Here is a 19,390-nt window from a genome sequence, read left to right as displayed (position 1 = left end):
AAAGTTATTGAAAACCCTTGTCTAAGGCTATCAGACAAGGGTTTTCACACCTTGAATTTAATTTTTCTAGCCTAAGTTATTCAAGGGGCGTTATGCTTCTCTATAGTCTATATGCTGTATTGGGGGAAACAAGAAATGGAATTATCAAAAGCAGAAAAAATGGGCGTTTTGTTAAAGCAACTGCAACTATCTGAAGAGGATATAAACAATTATTTTAAAGATAGTCAGTTAATTCGTCTCGAAGTGTTTAAGCAATTGAAAAAATGGCATTTCCATATACAAATTGAAAAAATGCTTCCTGTTGAAATGTATCAAGTTTTAACAACGAAATTAAAGGATTCGTTCAGCGAAATTGCTCAAGTAGATTGGACTTTTTATACAGATAAAAAAGATGAAAATGATACCTACATATGTGATTATTGGCAGAACTTCTTGCAATCAATACCAACTATCTCTCCAGCTTATAAGGATCTAATCCATAACCAGGTGCCTACCGTTCAAAGTAACAAGCTTGCTATTACTGCTAGAAATGAGGCAGAAGCTGCTGCATTAAGAAAACGATTGGAAACTGCTTTTAGGATGTATTGCACTAAAATTGGTAGTCGATCCTATCAATTAGAGATCAATGTAAAAACAGAGGCTAAAGATTTACAGAATTTTCGTGACCAAAAAGCTAAAGAGGATCAAGAGATTATCTTAAAAACCGTAATTGAAAAAGAAAAACGTGAAAAAAATAGTTTAGACAAAGTACAGAATAAACCATTTTCAATTGGTTATAGTATTCCTGATGAACCTATGGAAATGGAACTGATACAAGATGAAGAACGTCGTGTAACTGTACAGGGGTATGTTTTCTTTGTGGATATTCGTAAGTTGCGATCAGGTCGAAGCTTACTGATTGGCAAAGCAACAGATTATACAGACTCTTTACAAATTAAAATGTTCTCAAAGAATGATGAGGATGTTGAAAAGTTTGAGCAACTGAAAAAAGGTATGTGGGTTAAAGCTCGTGGTAGTATACAAACTGATATGTATTCAAATGAACTCGCTATGATGGCGAATGATATTCAAGAGGTTAAAGTAGAGACAAAGTCAGATACTGCGCCAGACGACGCGAAGCGAGTGGAATTGCATGCCCATACAACCATGAGTCAAATGGATGCAGTCGTGTCCCCTGGTAGATTAGTTGAACAGGCTGCAAAATGGGGACATAAAGCAATAGCTATAACAGACCATGCAGGCGTTCAGGCATACCCTGAAGCACATGCAGCAGGGGCGAAAAATGGAATTAAAATACTATATGGCGTGGAAGCAAATTTAGTGGATGATGGTGTACCAATTGCATATAACGAAAGTGATATTCAATTAGAGGATGCAACATATGTTGTATTTGACGTCGAGACCACAGGATTATCGGCAGTATATGATACGATTATTGAACTCGCGGGGGTTAAAATTAAAAACGGGGAAATCATTGACCGCTTCGAAAGGTTTGCTAATCCACACCATTCATTATCCGAAACAACAGTGGAATTAACAGGAATAACGGATGATATGGTTCGTGATGCACCAGAAATCGGGGATGTATTGATAGAATTTGAAGAATGGGCGCAGAATGACATTCTAGTTGCTCATAATGCTAGTTTTGACATGGGATTTTTAAATGAAGGTTATAAGAAAATTAACTATGACAAATCGACAAACCCGGTAATTGATACATTAGAACTAGCACGGTTTTTATTTCCTGAATTAAAAAACCACCGTTTAAACACTTTGTGTAAAAAATTAGATATCGAATTAACACAGCACCACCGTGCCATTTATGATGCCGAGGCAACAAGCTACTTATTATGGAAACTGGTTCAGGATCTGTTGGAAAAAGACATCACCAATCACAACCATTTAAATAATCATATGGGGGAAGGGAATGCCTATCAGCGTTCACGTCCACAGCATTGCATATTGCTTGCTAAAAACCAAGAGGGGTTAAAAAACATTTACAAATTGGTTTCCCATGCACATATTGATTACTTTTACAGGGTGCCACGGATTCCTAGATCAAAGCTACAAAAACTTCGATCTGGTTTATTAGTTGGTTCTGCTTGCGATAAAGGTGAAGTGTTTGAAACCATGATGCAAAAGTCAAAAGAGGAAGCGGAAAGGGTTGCTGAATTTTATGATTATATTGAAGTTCAACCACCAGCTAATTACGCTCATTTAATTGAAAAAGAATTAGTACAAAACGAGGCACAAATTTTTGATATCATTTCAAACTTAGTTGATATGGGAAAACGGATGAACAAGTTAGTAGTAGCAACGGGAAATGTCCATTATATAAATGATCATGAAAAATTGTATAGACAAATATTGATTTCTTCTCAAAATGGTAATCCTTTAGCGCGGCAAACGTTACCAGATACACCATTTAGAACTACAAAAGAAATGATTGATAGTTTTCACTTCTTAAATAAGCAAACGAGAGAAGAAATTGTCGTAACGAACACAAATAAGTTGGCTGACTCTATTGAAGAAATATCACCAGTTAAAGATGATTTATATACCCCTACAATCGAGGGAGCAGATCAAGAAATTCGTGATTTAAGCTATAATAGAGCGAAGTCTTTATATGGAGAATCATTGCCTGAACTAGTGGTGGAGCGCTTAGAAAAAGAACTGACTAGTATCATCGGACATGGGTTTGCTGTTATTTATCTTATTTCTCATAAACTAGTTAAAAAATCATTAGATGATGGCTACTTAGTTGGTTCAAGGGGGTCGGTTGGTTCCTCATTTGTTGCGACCATGACTGAGATTACAGAAGTGAATCCACTGCCACCACATTATGTGTGTAAAGAATGTCATCATTATGAATTTATTACGGATGGATCAGCAGGAAGTGGCTTTGATTTACCAGATAAATTCTGCCCTACTTGTGAAATTGAACTAGACAAGGATGGTCATGATATTCCATTTGAAACATTTCTAGGCTTTAAAGGGGATAAAGTACCTGATATTGACTTGAACTTTTCCGGTGAGTATCAACCGAAGGCACATAATTATACAAAAGAACTTTTTGGTGAGGACAATGTGTATCGTGCTGGCACAATAGGCACGATTGCTGATAAAACTGCCTATGGTTATGTAAAAGGCTATGCTTCAGACAAACAGTTGGTCTACAAAAATGCCGAAGTTGATCGTTTGGTTCAAGGGTGCACGGGTGTAAAACGAAACACTGGACAGCATCCAGGTGGAATTATTGTTGTACCTGATGATAAAGAAATATTCGATTTTACACCAATTCAGTTTCCGGCAGATGATCGCAATAGTGATTGGAAAACAACACATTTCGACTTTCATTCCATCCATGATAATTTGTTGAAGCTTGATATACTAGGACATGATGATCCTACTGTTATACGAATGCTTCAAGATTTAAGTGGCATTGACCCAAAAACAATTCCAACTGATGACGCAGGGGTAATGAAGTTATTTTCCGGAACAGACTCTATTGGTGTTACAGAAGAGCAAATAAATTGTAAAACAGGTACATTAGGTGTACCTGAATTCGGAACAAAATTTGTTAGACAAATGCTCGAGGACACAAAGCCAAATACATTTGCAGAGCTTGTAATTATCTCAGGTCTTTCGCATGGTACAGATGTATGGCTTGGAAATGCACAAGAACTAATAAACGATGGTATTTGTAAACTTCCGGATGTAATTGGATGCCGTGATGATATTATGGTTTACCTAATGCATAAAGGTTTAGATGCATCGCTTGCATTTAAAATAATGGAGTTTGTTCGTAAAGGAAAAGGTCTCCAAGATGAGTGGATTACAGAAATGAAAAAGCATGGCGTACCCGATTGGTATATCGAGTCGTGTAAAAAAATTAAGTATATGTTTCCAAAAGCACACGCATCAGCATATGTACTGATGGCAGTTCGGATTGCTTACTTTAAGGTCCATTATCCAATTTTCTTTTATGCAGCATATTTTACAGTACGTGCTAGTGATTATGACCTCGATACAATGGTAAAAGGATCAAGTGCTATCCGCGAGCGGGTAGACGGAATCGCAATCAAGGGAAATGATGCTAGTCCAAAAGAAAAAAGCTTATTGACTGTATTAGAAATTGCTTTAGAAATGAATGAACGTGGCATGCATTTTCAACGGGTTGATTTATATAAATCAAGTGCAACGGAATTTATTGTAGATGGCGATACGCTAATACCGCCTTTTAATGCAGTAGACGGACTAGGCACCAATGCGGCACTAAATATTGTAAAAGCTCGCGCAGAAGGTGAATTCTTATCCAAAGAAGATCTAAGAGAGCGAAGCAAGATATCAAAGACTGTATTGGAGTACTTGGATAATCATGGATGTTTAGAGGGTATGGCTGATAAAAATCAGTTATCATTATTCTAAAAACCTTTATCAATCACGGTTCTCTTGCTTCAGGGATGGAAGTGTGATATAGTTTTAAGGGTAAGAAATGATACGAACGGTAAAAAGAGTGGGAACCCCCCACTCTTTCTTCATTACCATCCTACTTTAGCGAATCCCCTTGCCACATTATCAGGCAAGGGGTTTATTTTGAAAAAAACAAAAGGATTGAAATGAAAATTGGTAGTTTTGTTCATAATAAGAAATAACTACAACTGAATAGAGGAGGGGTGTCCCTTGAGTTCCCAAGTTATTAAAAATACTGAAAATCTGCTACAACCTATTTTAGAAGAAAAAAATTTAGAGTTAGTCGATGTTGAATATGTAAAAGAAGGTAAAAATTGGTTTCTACGTGTTTACATTGATAAAGAAGGTGGAATTGATATAGCTGAGTGTGGAGAGGTTTCCGAGCAGTTAAGCGAGAAATTAGATGAAACAGATCCAGTCACAGATGCTTATTTTCTAGAAGTTTCATCTCCTGGTGTAGAACGTCCACTGAAAACAGAGGCAGATTTTGAAAAAAATCTAAATAAAAATGTTTTTGTAAAGCTATATGAACCTATTGATGGTGCGAAAGAGTATGAAGGAACACTAAAAGATTTCACTAATAATAGCGCAAGTATAGAATACAAAGTGAAAACTAGACGAAAAGTAGTTGAAATTCCATTTAATAAAATAGCTAAAGCAAGAATAGCAGTTACGTTATAAGGGGGAAAAGAATAGTGAGCAGTCAGTTGTTTGATGCGATTGATTATTTGGAAAAGGAAAAAGGTATTAATAAAGAGATATTATTAGAAGCACTTGAAGCAGCTTTGATTTCTGCTTATAAGAAAAACTTTAAATCAGCATCCAATGTGCGAGTTGATTTAGATGAGAATGCAGGAACAATGCGAGTATTTTCAAGAAAAACAGTTGTAGAAGAAGCAGAAGATATACAAGAAGAAATCTCCCTAGCAGAGGCTAAGCAAATAGATCCAAACTATGGAATTGAGGATGTTATTGAAATTGAGGTAACACCAAAAGATTTTGGGAGAATTGCTGCTCAAGCCGCAAAACAGGTAGTTACACAGCGAGTTCGCGAAGCTGAGCGTGGCGTAATTTTTAGTGAATATGCAGACCGGGAAGAAGATGTAATGACTGGAATTATCCAACGTCTAGATCCACGGTTTGTCTATGTGAACTTAGGAAAAGTTGAGGCCAAATTACCGGAAGCTGAACAGATGTCAGTTGAGGAATACAATGTCCATGATCGTTTAAAGGTTTTTGTTACGAAAGTGGAGAATACGAGCAAAGGTCCACAAATCTATGTTTCTAGATCACACCCAGGACTACTTAAACGATTATTTGAAATGGAAGTACCTGAAATATATGATGGCACTGTTGAAATTAAGTCAGTTGCACGTGAGGCCGGAGACCGCTCTAAACTATCTGTCTATGCGAGTGACCCAGAAATTGATCCTGTTGGCTCATGTGTAGGTCAAAGAGGACAACGTGTGCAAGCGATTGTAAATGAGCTTAAAGGTGAAAAAATTGATGTTGTAGAATGGTCAGAAGATCCTGAAGTTTATGTTTCTAACGCGTTGAGTCCTTCAAAGGTAGTTGCTGTGCTTATTGATGAGGAAGCGAAGGCGACAACAGTTATTGTACCTGATTATCAATTATCACTTGCAATTGGTAAGCGTGGACAAAACGCTCGTTTAGCTGCAAAACTTACTGGTTGGAAAATTGATATTAAAAGTGAATCTGAAGCACTTGAAGAAGGATTATTGAATCATTCAACTGATGATGAGAATAGCACTTATTCTGACGAAGATGAAGAACTGTTTGAATAAGGAGGATTACTGATGGGACAAACAAGAAAAACTCCTCAGCGCAAATGTGTTGTAACAAATGAAATGAAACCTAAAAAAGAACTGATCCGGATTGTTCGTAATAAAGATGGAGAAGTTTTCGTGGATGAAACAGGAAAGAAAAATGGCCGTGGAGCATATTTGTCAAGAGATTTAAGTGTTATTGAAAAAGCTGAAAAAAATAGTATGTTAAACCGCCATTTAAATACCCAAATTGATCCTTCCATTTTTGAAGAACTTAAGCGATTAATTTCTGGAAATAATCATGAAAAATAATTATTTAAATATGATTGGCCTAGCATATAGCGCAAGAAAATGCTCGCTTGGTGAAGAGGTTGTAAAAGATATAAAAAAGAAACGGGCAAAACTTGTTTTATTGGCAAACAATACTGGCCCACAAACAAGAAAAAAGATTACAGATAAATGCAATACGTATGAAGTACCTTTACGAATAGTTGATGACAAGGAAACATTGTCAAACGCTATTGGTAAATCAGAAAGAGTAGCAATTGCAATTTTAGATGCAGGTTTTGCCGCTAAGATAAAGTCGTTACTCGATAATTCTATTCGGGGGTGAACGTATGACTAAAATGCGCGTATATGAATATGCTAAAAAACAAAATACGACAAGCAAAGATGTCATTCAAAAGTTAAAGGAATTAAATGTAGAAGTCTCTAATCACATGTCTACTATTTCAGACGATATAAAAGGTAAGCTAGATGATAAATTTAAACCTAAGCAACAATCAAGTACATCTACTATGAATAAGAAACCTGAGAATAAAAATGTAAAAAATCAAGAGAATAAAGGGAAGCCTTCAAACAATCAATCGAACCAAAAAAATAATCGAAATCAACCAAACAACAGAAATCAATCAAATAAACATCGAAATAAAAAAGGTAATAACAACCTAGCTCCAAAGCGCCAACCAGTTGTAAAAGAAATGCCAAAAGAAATTAAATATAATGAAACATTAACGGTAAGTGAGCTTGCTGCAAAATTGAATAAAAAAGAAGCGGAAATCATCAAAAAGTTGATGGGTCTGGGTGTAATGGCTACGAAAAATCAAAACCTCGATGATGATACGGTTGAATTGATTTGTGGTGATCTTGATGTCGCAGTTGAAAAGGAAATTATTTTAGAAGATACAAATTTTGATAAGTATATACAGGAAGATAACAAAAATGAGCTAAAAGAACGTCCAGCTGTAGTTACCATAATGGGACATGTTGACCATGGTAAGACGACGTTGCTTGATTCCATTCGTCATACAAAAGTAACAGAAGGTGAAGCGGGCGGAATTACGCAACATATTGGGGCTTACCAAGTTGAAAATGATGGAAAAAAAGTAACATTTTTAGATACTCCTGGTCATGCGGCATTTACAAGTATGCGTTCTAGAGGAGCACAAGTTACGGATATTGCTGTCTTGGTTGTAGCAGCCGACGATGGTGTAATGCCACAAACGGTTGAAGCAATTAATCACGCAAAAGCAGCTGAAGTACCAATTATTATTGCTGTAAATAAAATGGATAAAGAGGGCGCGAATCCTGATCGTGTTATGCAAGAGTTAACAGAATATGAACTTGTTCCAGAGGATTGGGGCGGAGATACTATTTTCGTTCAACTTTCTGCCGTTAAGCGAGAAGGAATCGATGACTTATTAGAAATGATATTGCTCGTATCTGAAGTGGAAGAGTTAAAAGCAAATCCAAACTCAAATGCATTTGGTACAGTTATCGATGCTCAACTTGATAAAGGTCGAGGCTCAGTCTCAACGTTACTCGTTCAAAATGGTACATTACGGGTAGGGGATTCTATTGTTGTCGGAAATACGTTCGGCCGAATCCGTGCGATGGTAAATGACATTGGTAAACGTGTAGATGAAGCTGGTCCGTCAATGCCTGTAGAAGTAACTGGATTGAATGATGTACCTCAAGCTGGTGATCAATTTCTTGTGTTTGATGATGAGAAAAAATCACGTCAAATTGGTGAAGCTCGTCAACAGAAGCATATTCAAGAAAACCGTGGCGAACAAACAAAGGTTAGTTTAGACGATTTATTTGAACAAATTAAACAAGGTCAAATGAAAGAAATTAACATTATTATTAAGGCTGACGTTCAAGGATCAGTTGAAGCATTAGCAGCTTCCCTTCGAAAAATTGAAGTAGAAGGTGTCAAGATTAAAATTATTCATACAGGTGTTGGGGCAATAACGGAATCCGATATCATACTTGCTTCAGCATCAAATGCGATTGTAATTGGGTTTAATGTGCGTCCGGATGTTAATGCTAATAAGACTGCAGAATCTGAAAAAGTAGATGTACGTTTGCATCGTGTCATATACAATGCAATTGAAGAAGTAGAATCTGCAATGAAAGGCATGCTTGATCCAGAATATGAAGAAAAAGTTATTGGTCAGGCTGAAGTGCGTGAAATCTTCAAGGTTTCAAAAATTGGAACAATCGCTGGAAGTTATGTGATAGATGGTAAGATCACACGTAACTCAGGAGTACGTGTCATTCGCGATGGTGTTGTTCAATTCGAGGGTGAATTAGATACGTTAAAGCGTTTTAAGGATGATGCCAAGGAGGTAGCACAAGGCTACGAATGTGGTATTACCGTTGAGAAATTTAACGATATCAAAGAAGGCGATATAATTGAAGCTTATGTCATGCAAGAAATCGAACGCAAATGATCGTAATTGCAGAAATAGAATGTATGTTGTATAACTCGCATTCACTAAAAGATAAGCGTTCTGTACTGAAAAAGATTATGAATAAACTAAGGAAAGATTTTAATGTAGCACTTACAGAACTTGATTATCATGATTTGTGGCAACGAACTAAAATTGGAATAGTAACCATTTCTACTAGTTATACACACGCAGAACAAATTATCCAAGAAGTATTTCGCGTGATGGATACCTATTCCGAAATGGAACGTACCATTACGCATGTTGAAAGAATATAATCTTTACTAAGTATGATAAAAATGATGACTGTCGTTTTGAAAAACATTATGTCTCGTATTAAATTAAGAGGTGACTGTAATTATGAGTGAAGTGCGTGCAAATCGTGTTGCCGAACAAATGAAAAAGGAACTCGGTCAAATTATTACTCGTAAACTAAAAGATCCACGTGTGGGTTTTGTTACTGTTACAGATGTTGAGGTAACAGGTGATTTGCAACAAGCGAAAATTTTCATCTCTGTGCTAGGAGATGAAAAACAAAAACATGAAACGTTAGTGGGTTTGGCAAAAGCTAAGGGCTTCATTCGGTCCGAGATTGGGCAAAGAATTCGTTTGCGTAAAACACCAGAGCTTGTTTTCGAATTTGATGAAGCACTGGAATACGGCAACCGAATTGAAGGTATATTGCGCGATTTGAATAAAAAGTAATGAGTGAAATAAATTGGAGATCTGACACCTGTACAACTAAGCAGGGTCAGATTTTTCCTTGTATTATATGTTGAAAATTTCAAAAAAAGCGGTAGCTTTCACGATTATAAGAATATGGAGGCAATTCAATGAATGGCATATTACCATTATGGAAGCCTAGAGGGATGACATCACATGATTGCGTGGCGAAAATCAGAAGATTATTCCGAACAAAAAAGGTCGGGCATACAGGGACACTGGATCCAGAAGTAGAAGGAGTTCTTCCTATCTGCATTGGGCAGGCCACAAAAATTGTTCCCTATTTAACTGATACGAAAAAAGTATACATAGCCGAGCTTAAACTGGGCAGTACAACTGACACGGAAGATGCACATGGCAAGATTATCGAACAAAAAGAAGTTATATGGATACCTTCGCATGAGGAAATTGAAACAGTATTAAATAGATTTAAAGGACAAATCGTTCAAGTTCCACCAATGTTTTCGGCTGTAAAGGTTAATGGAAAAAAGCTGTATGAATATGCGCGTGCTAACGAAACAGTTGACCGCCCAAAAAGAAAAGTAAATATCGAACAACTACAATTAATAGACATAAAAGAAAACCGAATAAAACTCAAAATTACTTGCTCGAAAGGTACATATATTCGAACATTGTGCGTGGATATTGGTAAAGCTCTTGGTTATCCCGCACACATGTCTGATTTGATGAGAACGGAAACAGGCTCTTTTTCCGTAGAAGACACAGTTACCTTCGAACAATTAGAAGAAAAAGAAAAACTGCAGCAGCATACAGACCTACTATTACCAATAATTAGAGGGTTATCACACTTGGATCACTATTCGGTTAACGAAGAAGTGAGCAAAAAAGTTCTTTTTGGTCAAAAACTTCCGAAACCTATGATAAACTTAAAAACAAATCCATTTATTATTTTGTATCAGAAGGAAATACTAGCGATCTATCAAGAACATCCTGATAATTCAGATCAAATCAAACCAGTACGAGTTTTTCCTTTAGATGGATGATAAAAAAGTGAAGGTGAAAAAGATGAGAACCATTGAATTAACATATCCACACACATTAGTATTGGAGGAGCTTCCAAAAACGGTAGCAGCAATTGGTTTTTTTGATGGCATACATAAGGGCCATCAGAAGGTAATTCAAACTGCTGTAACAAAAGCGAAGGAATCAAAAATGGAAAGTGCGGTTATTACATTTCACCCACATCCATCGGTTGTATTAAAAAAAGAGACTGTACACGTGGAGTACATTACACCACTTCGAGAAAAGCAAGAAATTTTACAACAAATGAATGTTGATAGATTGTATATTATTACTTTTTCAAAAAAGCTTGCATCGATAAGTCCTCAGGAATTTATTGATCACTTTATCATTGGACTAAATATTCAGCACGTTGTCGCCGGATTTGATTTCTCATATGGTCACAAAGGTGAAGGGAACATGAATATTATCCATTCACATGCAAGGGGTGCGTTTGATTACACGATAATTGAAAAAGTAGAACTCGAGAATGAAAAGGTTAGTTCTACTAAAATTCGTTCGCTTTTATCAAAAGGTGATGTAGAAAAAGTGAATGAATACCTTGGTAGAAAATTATCCGTATACGGAACAGTGATTGAAGGAGATAAGCGCGGCCGAACGATTGGTTTTCCTACTGCAAACATGCAAGTAAGTTCAGAAGCATTGTTACCAAAGATTGGCGTATATGCGGTAAAAGTTCTATACAAAGGTGAAGTGTATGAAGGAATGGCTAATTTAGGTGTTAAACCGACATTTAAAGATAATGAGAAAAAACCAACATTGGAAGTAAACATTTTTGATTACTCCAATGATCTATATGGTGAAGAACTACAACTTGAGTGGTGTAAATTTATACGTGACGAAAAGAAATTCAATGGCGTTAATGAGCTGATTGAACATATCAAAATGGATGAAAAACAAATACGTCATTATTTCTCCTGCTAAGTATTCTTTTCTTTTTGTATGTATTACTTGCAATTTTGTCTAATTAGATGTACGCTTAACATCGTAAAACCATTGCTTGGCAAGACGACACTCCGACGTTTGCTAGGGAATTGGGGATATGAAATAATAATAGGAGGTGAACCTAATGGCTATCACAAAAGATCGTAAAAACGAAATCATTAATGAATATAAGGTTCATGAAAATGATACAGGTTCTCCAGAAGTACAAATTGCTGTACTTACTGCAGAAATCACAACGTTAAATGAACACTTACGTACACACAAAAAAGATCATCATTCACGTCGTGGTCTATTGAAAATGGTTGGTAAGCGTCGTAACTTACTAAACTATCTACGTAATAATGATGTTACTCGTTATCGCGAACTAATTAAAAGACTTGGTTTACGCCGATAAATTCTTTGAAAAGCGGGAGAAATCCTGCTTTTTTTATATTCATTGACAAGTAACGCGGGCTAGCGGTTCGTGACGTAAACAATAGACACTCTGAGCACGAAAGATCATGTGCTCTACGGTCTCTTGTTTACGCATTTCACCGCTAAGCAAGCCCGCTACGCTTTTCTTTGGCTAGCTGCGGCTCCTAGAAGCTGTCGTCATAAGCAATGAACACTTCGAGCACTAAACCCTTGTGCTCTGCGGTTCCTTGCTTATGCGTCCGCTTCTAACCAGTCGCCTTCGCTTTTCTTTGTCTAGCTACGCGGGCTAGCGGTTCGTGACGTAAGCAATAGACACTCCGAGCACGAAATACCGTGTGCTCTACGGTCTTTTGCTTACGCATTTCACCGCTGTGCAAGCCCGCTACGCTTTTCTTGTTTACATACGAACATTTTATCTATAAAATGAACTATAGTAGCTTTTGAAAGGAGTACTCAATCTAATGGTAGAAAAACAATTATTCTCCACTGAAATTTCTGGTAATAAATTCACAGTAGAAATTGGAGAACTTGCAAAACAAGCGAATGGAGCTTGTATGATTCAATATGGTGATACTTCTGTATTAACCGCCGCAACTGCATCAAAGAAACCTAAAGATTTACCTTTTTTCCCATTAACGGTTAATTATGAGGAACGTTTATATGCCGTGGGAAAAATACCTGGTGGTTTTATTAAGCGTGAAGGTCGTCCAAGTGAGAAAGCAATTTTAGCATCACGTTTGATTGACCGTCCGATCCGACCTTTATTTCCAGATGGCTTTCGAAATGAAGTACAAGTTATCAGTACCGTAATGAGTGTTGATCAAGACTGTACATCAGAGATGGCAGCTATGATCGGTTCATCTATTGCACTAAGTATATCTGATATTCCATTCAGTGGACCAATTGCTGGTGCTGTTGTTGGACAAGTTGATGGTGAATTTGTGATTAACCCAACTATTGAGCAACAACAAAAAAGTGATATTGAACTTACTGTTGCTGGCACGAAGGATGCAATCAACATGGTTGAGGCTGGAGCAAATGAAGTTCCTGAGGAAGTAATGCTTGAAGCAATTATGTTTGGGCACGATGAAATAAAACGGCTTGTCGCATTTCAAGAAGAAATTGTTGCCGCTGTTGCAAAAGAGAAAACAGATGTTACGTTGTTTGAACTAGATCAAGATTTACTAGTTAAGATCGAAAGTGAATCAAAAGAAAAGCTAGTATCTGCAATTCAAGTGCATGAAAAACATGCTCGTGAACGGGCTATTGAAGAAGTTAAGGCAGAAGTTTTAGAAGCGTATGAAGGCGAAGAAGATAGCGTTATTAAACAGGTGAAGTCTATTCTTGATAAGATGGTTAAGGATGAGGTTCGCCGATTAATCACAAAAGAAAAAATTCGTCCAGATGGCCGTAAGCCTGATGAAATTCGTCCACTTACATCACGCATTGGTGTATTGCCAAGAACGCATGGTTCAGGTTTATTTACTCGCGGACAAACGCAAGCATTAAGTGTTTGTACATTAGGAGCTTTAGGTGACGTACAAATTCTTGACGGATTAGATTTAGAGGAAACGAAACGATTTATGCATCATTACAATTTCCCTCAATATAGTGTAGGGGAAACAGGTCCAATACGTGGTCCAGGCCGTCGTGAAATTGGTCATGGAGCATTAGGAGAACGTGCACTTGAAAAGGTAATGCCATCAGAAACTGAATTCCCTTACACAGTTAGACTTGTATCGGAAGTATTAGAATCAAACGGATCAACTTCACAAGCGAGTATATGTGCAAGTACGCTGGCTATGATGCATGCAGGAGTTCCAATTAAAGCACCAGTAGCTGGAATTGCAATGGGACTTGTGAAATCAGGTGATGACTATACGATCTTAACGGATATTCAAGGTATGGAAGATGCCTTAGGTGATATGGACTTTAAAGTGGCTGGTACAAGTAAAGGTGTAACCGCATTACAAATGGATATTAAAATCGATGGGTTATCAAGAGAAATTTTAGAGGAAGCATTAACACAAGCTAAACATGGTAGACAACATATTTTAGGTCATATGCTTGAAACGATTGATAAGCCTAAAACAGAGCTTTCCGAATATGCCCCTAAGATTTTAACAATGTCTATTAAACCTGATAAAATCCGTGATGTTATTGGGCCAAGCGGTAAGCAAATCAATAAAATCATCGAAGAAACTGGCGTTAAAATTGATATTGAACAAGATGGTAGCGTGTTTATCTCTTCGACTGACTCAACTATGAATAGTAAAGCGAAAAAAATCATTGAAGATTTAGTACGCGAAGTTGAAGTAGGTCAACTGTATTTAGGAACAGTAAAACGCATCGAGAAATTTGGTGCATTTGTTGAAATCTTCAAAGGCAAAGATGGCTTGGTTCATATCTCTGAATTAGCCGAGGAACGGACGAACAAAGTGGAAGATGTTGTATCTATTGGTGATGAATTCATGGTGAAAGTTAAAGAAGTCGATCATCAAGGTAGAGTTAATCTTTCAAGAAAAGCCGTACTACTTGAACAAAAAGAAAAAAGTGAGAAATCAAGATCATAAACAAACAATGAATGAAGAGGCTGGAGAACCAGTTTCTTTTTTTATTTGCTCATTTTGATAAGAATCTCCTCGTTTTTCCCTCGCTTATGCTTTTCGTCGCTAAGCAGGCCTATTACACTTTTCATTGTCTAGCTGCGGCTCCTAGAAGCTGTCGTCATAAGCAATGAACACTCCGAATGCTAAAACCCGTGCATTCTACGGTTCCTTGCTTATGCGTCCGCTTCCGAGCTGTCGCCTCCGCTTTTCTTTATCAGTTTCGTAGGCTAGCGACTCGAGACATAGTCAATAGACACTCCGGGCACAAAGGTCGTGTGCTCTACGGTCTCTTGACTATGCTTGTCGTCGCTAAGCGAGCCTACTACACTTTTCTTTATCATATCTTGTCCTTTTCGTTCATATGATTGAAATGAGAGGGGGGATTTAGTATGTATAGATGGATCATCCAAGCTTTTGTTTTTTTCTTTTTAGTAGTTATTTCGTTTAATCCTTTAACTAATCCTTTTGAATCAAAAAAAATTACTACATTCTCTGACGTACAGTACTCAGTGAAAAATAAGGATCCATTATATGAGGAAATAACAGCAAAAAATTCTGCATATAAAATTCCACCCCAAAATGCAGTAATCGATAAGGTATGGAAAAAGATTCCTGGCTTAAATGGTAGGGAAGTAAATATTGATAAATCATATAAAAAAATGAAAAAAGATGGTGTATTTAATAAAAAGCTACTTGTATTTGATGAAATCAAACCCAGTATTTCATTAAATGATTTAAAACCCGCGCCAATTTATCGTGGAAATCCATCTAAAGAAATGGTTTCTTTAATGATTAATGTTTCGTGGGGAACGGAATACATACCGCCAATTTTAAATATATTAAAAGAGCAACATGTAAAAGCAACTTTTTTTATCGAGGGAAAATGGGCTAAGAATAATGCGGAATATGTTCAAATGATAGCAGAACAAGGGCATGTAATTGGTAATCATGCATATAATCATCCCGATATGGCACGTTTATCTGAACAAGAAATAATGGAACAAATAAAAAACACGAATGATACACTTCAAGCTATAACCGGTGAAAAGCCAACATTATTAGCACCTCCAAGTGGAAGTTATACGGATCAAGTCGTAAAAGTAGCGGCTAGTTATAATATGGAGACTATTTTGTGGAGTGTAGATACCATTGATTGGAAGAATCCATCTGTATCTGTTATGATGAATCGAGTAACGCCTAAACTTCATCCAGGTGCAACCATTTTAATGCATCCTACTGAAGCAATAGTACGTGGTTTGAAAGATTTAATTACTGTAATACAAGAAAAAGACTATCATTTAGGTACAGTTGAGAAGTTACTTTCTGAGGAACGTTTAAATTAGGGAAATAATGCACGTAATAATAGGAGGATTCATCTGTGATTGAAAAACATACATGTAAAAATGGTTTGCGTATTGTGCAGGAAAAGATTCCCGCTGTACGATCAGTAACAATTGGTATCTGGGTATTGACTGGATCACGAAATGAAACAGATACGAATAATGGAATTTCACACTTCCTTGAGCATATGTTCTTTAAAGGAACTGAGACAAGGTCAGCAAAAGATATCGCTGAAGCCTTTGATGCTATTGGTGGGCAGGTTAATGCATTTACGTCAAAGGAATATACCTGTTTTTATGCAAAAGTTTTAGATAACCATAAAGAATATGCGTTAGAAATTTTGGCTGATATGTTCTTTAATTCTTCTTTTGATGAAGATGAAATGGAAAGAGAAAAGAAGGTAGTATTAGAAGAAATTAAAATGTATGAGGATACACCAGATGATATAATTCATGATCTTTTAGCACATGCATCGTACGGAGATCATCCATTAGGCTACCCTATATTAGGGACAGAAACACAATTAAAATCGTTTAAACCTAATACACTAAGAGATTATATCGCTAATCGCTATACACCTGATAACGTAGTTGTTTCAGTAGCTGGAAACGTAGACGATTCCTATATTCGTAAAATAGAATCACATTTTGGCAATTACGAATCGGATCAAAAGCATGAATCATTAGGTAAACCTATATTCCATACAAATCAAATGAAACGTAATAAGGAGACAGAACAAGCTCATTTATGTATCGGATATGATGGATTACCAGTAGGTGATGACCTCACCTACAGTTTAATTATTATGAATAATGTGCTGGGTGGAAGCATGAGTTCAAGACTATTTCAGGATGTAAGGGAACAAAAAGGATTAGCTTACGCAGTGTTTTCATACCACTCTTCCTTCTTAGATAGTGGACTGTTAACAATATATGCTGGAACGGGTAAAGAACAGCTACCATTATTACAAGAAACGATATCAAGCACCGTTAATGAACTGATTTCAAATGGACTGACAGATAAAGAACTGAAAAATAGTAAAGAACAGTTGAAAGGTAATCTAATGCTAAGTCTTGAGAGTACAAATAGTCGTATGAGCAGAAATGGAAGAAACGAACTACTGCTTCAGCGTCATCGCACATTGGATGATATGATAAAAGAAATTGAAATGGTTGATCATAGAACGATTCAAACTGTCATTGAAACTATGTTTAAATCAGAGCCATCGACGGCGTTAATCGCTCCAAAGCAAAACTAAAAGTTTAAAATAACCTATGTCTTTTGACATAGGTTATTATTTTTTACATATAGTTATAATACGTATACTAAATGAGGTGAGTAGGATGCGTTATAAAGATATAAGTGGTAAAGAAATTGTTAACGTAAGCCATGGTTCAAGGCTAGGTGTTTTGGGTGCAACTGATTTGGAAATTGACGAGAAAACCGGTCAAATCAGATCTTTTATTATTCCTAATTACAAGTGGTTTGGTTTAAAAAAAGAAGGTGCGGAAACAAAAATTCATTGGAAAGCAATAAAGAAAATCGGGGAAGATATGATTATGATTGAAACAGACGGATAATCGACAATACTTTAGGTGAATAACGCGAGGCTAGTATGTTAAAATACTAGCCTTTTTTCTTTTTCTTTTTTTAATGCAAAACAAATTATTTCTGAGGTAATTAGTAGGAGGAAAGCTTTGGATTAGCCAGTCGAGGTGAGGTGAATACCAAGTTTTTTTTAATAATACTCACTTACCAACGTGAAACACATAAGCTATAAGGAAATGATTTCAAAATTGGTTTTTGTATAACAAGGAGTGTATATCGCATATGGGTTATTTAATAGCTGTGATTGGTGGAGATGCCAGATATATTGAATTAATACGCCAATTACAACAACTAGACAATACTACTATTTGCTTAGTTGGATTTGATAAATTGAACCAAGGTTATACAGGTTTAAAGCAAATGGAGTTTTCTGAGCTAGAACCAGAAAAATTAGATATGGTTATTCTACCTGTAACAGGCACGGATAATAACGGAATGATCGATCCAGTCTTTTCTGACCAATCAATTCATTTAACAAAAGATTGGGTCCAAAAATTGAAAAGTACCGTTTCAATCTTTACGGGCATTGCAAATGACTATTTAACTTCAATTACTTCTGAAGCGAATAGACGATTAGTAAAATTATTTGACAGAGATGATATTGCGGTTTATAACTCTATTCCAACGGCGGAAGGAACAATCATGATGGTAATTGAACATACTGATTTTACCATTCATTCCGCAAATGTTCTTGTGGTTGGCTATGGTCGTGTTGGAAAAACAATTGCGAACAAATTCGCTGCTCTTGGTGCGAAGGTTTCCGTTTGTGCTAGAAAAACGGAAGATTTGGCGCGAATAACAGAAATGGGATTTAATGCAATTCCATTTGAAGAGCTTCCAGATAATACAGTTGATTGTGACATATTAATTAATACCATACCAGCTCGCGTAATCACGAAAGAGTCCATTCAATATTTACCATCACATGGATTAATCATTGATTTGGCTTCTAAACCAGGTGGAACAGATTTTGAATACGCTGAACAACGAGGGATTGAAGCGATATTGGCTAAGAGCTTACCTAGTATTGTAGCGCCTAAAACTGCGGGGAGAATTTTAGCAGATGTAATTAAAAAGTTTATTACTAGCAAGGAGGAAACAGAATGACTTTAAAAGGAAAACGAATTGGTTTTGGACTTACAGGTTCTCATTGTACGTACGATCAGGTGTTTCCGCAAATTGAGAAACTAATGAAGGAAGGTGCAGAGGTTGTTCCAATTGTAACGTATACTGTGCGAACGACAGATACAAAATTCGGTAAAGCGGAAGATCATATTGAAAAAATCGAGTCCATGACAGGCAAGAAGGTAATCTCTACAATGCCAGAAGCTGAACCATTAGGACCGGCCGCACCACTCGACTGTATGGTTATTGCTCCACTAACAGGTAATTCTATGAGTAAATTTGCTAATGCACTTACAGATTCACCAGTATTAATGGCAGCAAAAGCAACGATGAGAAATGGGAAGCCAGTGGTATTAGGTGTTTCCACAAATGATGCATTAGGACTTAACGGTGTTAATCTAATGCGGTTAATGGCTAGTAAATATATTTATTTTATTCCTTATGGGCAAGATGACCCCTATAAAAAACCGAATTCACTCGTTTCACACATGGAATTGCTAGCTGATACCATAGAATCAGCACTGCTTTTTGAGCAAATTCAGCCAGTCATTATCCCCTACCAAAATAATGGGGAAAGTTAATAAAAAAGGTT

17 protein-coding genes are annotated in these 19,390 nt (G+C 36.6%); all 17 read left to right on the top strand.

Features of this window, described 5'->3' with window-relative positions:
- Positions 1-135 precede the first annotated feature (135 nt).
- The gene (locus CFK40_RS12100) at positions 136-4,428 is read left to right on the top strand and encodes a PolC-type DNA polymerase III (RefSeq protein ID WP_089532548.1); all 4,293 of its coding nucleotides are present in this window, start codon (positions 136-138) and stop codon (positions 4,426-4,428) included.
- Between the two features lie 255 nt (positions 4,429-4,683).
- A complete protein-coding gene (gene rimP / locus CFK40_RS12095) occupies positions 4,684-5,154 on the top strand; it encodes a ribosome maturation factor RimP (RefSeq protein ID WP_089532547.1) in 471 nt (156 codons plus the stop codon).
- 14 nt (positions 5,155-5,168) lie between these two features.
- Positions 5,169-6,278: a transcription termination factor NusA gene (gene nusA, locus CFK40_RS12090; protein WP_089532546.1), complete on the top strand. Its 1,110-nt coding sequence runs from the start codon at positions 5,169-5,171 to the stop codon at positions 6,276-6,278.
- A gap of 12 nt (positions 6,279-6,290) precedes the next feature.
- The gene (rnpM, locus tag CFK40_RS12085) at positions 6,291-6,572 is read left to right on the top strand and encodes an RNase P modulator RnpM (protein WP_089532545.1); all 282 of its coding nucleotides are present in this window, start codon (positions 6,291-6,293) and stop codon (positions 6,570-6,572) included.
- Positions 6,562-6,873, top strand: a complete 312-nt coding sequence (locus CFK40_RS12080; protein WP_089532544.1) for a L7Ae/L30e/S12e/Gadd45 family ribosomal protein — start codon at positions 6,562-6,564, stop codon at positions 6,871-6,873. The genes rnpM and CFK40_RS12080 overlap by 11 nt, the downstream gene beginning before the upstream one ends.
- Before the next feature lie 4 nt (positions 6,874-6,877).
- Complete coding sequence (infB, locus tag CFK40_RS12075) at positions 6,878-8,995, top strand: translation initiation factor IF-2 (RefSeq protein WP_089532543.1); 2,118 nt, start codon at positions 6,878-6,880, stop codon at positions 8,993-8,995.
- Positions 8,992-9,270, top strand: coding sequence for a DUF503 domain-containing protein (locus CFK40_RS12070; protein WP_089532542.1), 279 nt, complete (start codon positions 8,992-8,994; stop codon positions 9,268-9,270). Before infB ends, CFK40_RS12070 begins: the two co-directional genes overlap by 4 nt.
- 82 nt (positions 9,271-9,352) lie before the next feature.
- The gene (gene rbfA, locus CFK40_RS12065) at positions 9,353-9,697 is read left to right on the top strand and encodes a 30S ribosome-binding factor RbfA (RefSeq protein WP_089532541.1); all 345 of its coding nucleotides are present in this window, start codon (positions 9,353-9,355) and stop codon (positions 9,695-9,697) included.
- A 128-nt stretch (positions 9,698-9,825) separates the two neighbouring features.
- The gene (gene truB, locus CFK40_RS12060; RefSeq protein ID WP_089532540.1) at positions 9,826-10,719 is read left to right on the top strand and encodes a tRNA pseudouridine(55) synthase TruB; all 894 of its coding nucleotides are present in this window, start codon (positions 9,826-9,828) and stop codon (positions 10,717-10,719) included.
- Between the two features lie 22 nt (positions 10,720-10,741).
- The gene (locus CFK40_RS12055; RefSeq protein WP_089534375.1) at positions 10,742-11,680 is read left to right on the top strand and encodes a bifunctional riboflavin kinase/FAD synthetase; all 939 of its coding nucleotides are present in this window, start codon (positions 10,742-10,744) and stop codon (positions 11,678-11,680) included.
- A gap of 145 nt (positions 11,681-11,825) precedes the next feature.
- Entirely contained in the window at positions 11,826-12,095 is a 270-nt protein-coding gene (rpsO, locus tag CFK40_RS12050) for a 30S ribosomal protein S15 (RefSeq protein ID WP_089532539.1), read from the top strand.
- Positions 12,096-12,576: 481 nt separating this feature from the next.
- A complete protein-coding gene (locus CFK40_RS12045; protein ID WP_089532538.1) occupies positions 12,577-14,688 on the top strand; it encodes a polyribonucleotide nucleotidyltransferase in 2,112 nt (703 codons plus the stop codon).
- Between the two features lie 425 nt (positions 14,689-15,113).
- A complete protein-coding gene (locus CFK40_RS12040; RefSeq protein ID WP_089532537.1) occupies positions 15,114-16,067 on the top strand; it encodes a polysaccharide deacetylase family protein in 954 nt (317 codons plus the stop codon).
- A gap of 35 nt (positions 16,068-16,102) precedes the next feature.
- Entirely contained in the window at positions 16,103-17,323 is a 1,221-nt protein-coding gene (locus CFK40_RS12035; protein ID WP_089532536.1) for a M16 family metallopeptidase, read from the top strand.
- Positions 17,324-17,408: 85 nt separating this feature from the next.
- Entirely contained in the window at positions 17,409-17,645 is a 237-nt protein-coding gene (locus tag CFK40_RS12030) for a YlmC/YmxH family sporulation protein (RefSeq protein ID WP_089532535.1), read from the top strand.
- Positions 17,646-17,895: 250 nt separating this feature from the next.
- On the top strand, positions 17,896-18,780 hold the full coding sequence (dpaA, locus tag CFK40_RS12025) for a dipicolinic acid synthetase subunit A (protein WP_089532534.1): 885 nt from the start codon (positions 17,896-17,898) through the stop codon (positions 18,778-18,780).
- Positions 18,777-19,379, top strand: coding sequence for a dipicolinate synthase subunit B (dpaB, locus tag CFK40_RS12020; RefSeq protein ID WP_089532533.1), 603 nt, complete (start codon positions 18,777-18,779; stop codon positions 19,377-19,379). Before dpaA ends, dpaB begins: the two co-directional genes overlap by 4 nt.
- Positions 19,380-19,390 lie beyond the last annotated feature (11 nt).

The sequence above is a fragment of the Virgibacillus necropolis genome, from assembly GCF_002224365.1.
Classification (GTDB): Bacteria; Bacillota; Bacilli; order Bacillales; family Amphibacillaceae; genus Virgibacillus_F; species Virgibacillus_F necropolis.
Note: the sequence above shows the minus strand (reverse complement) of the source record. Positions and strands in the feature narration are given on the sequence as shown.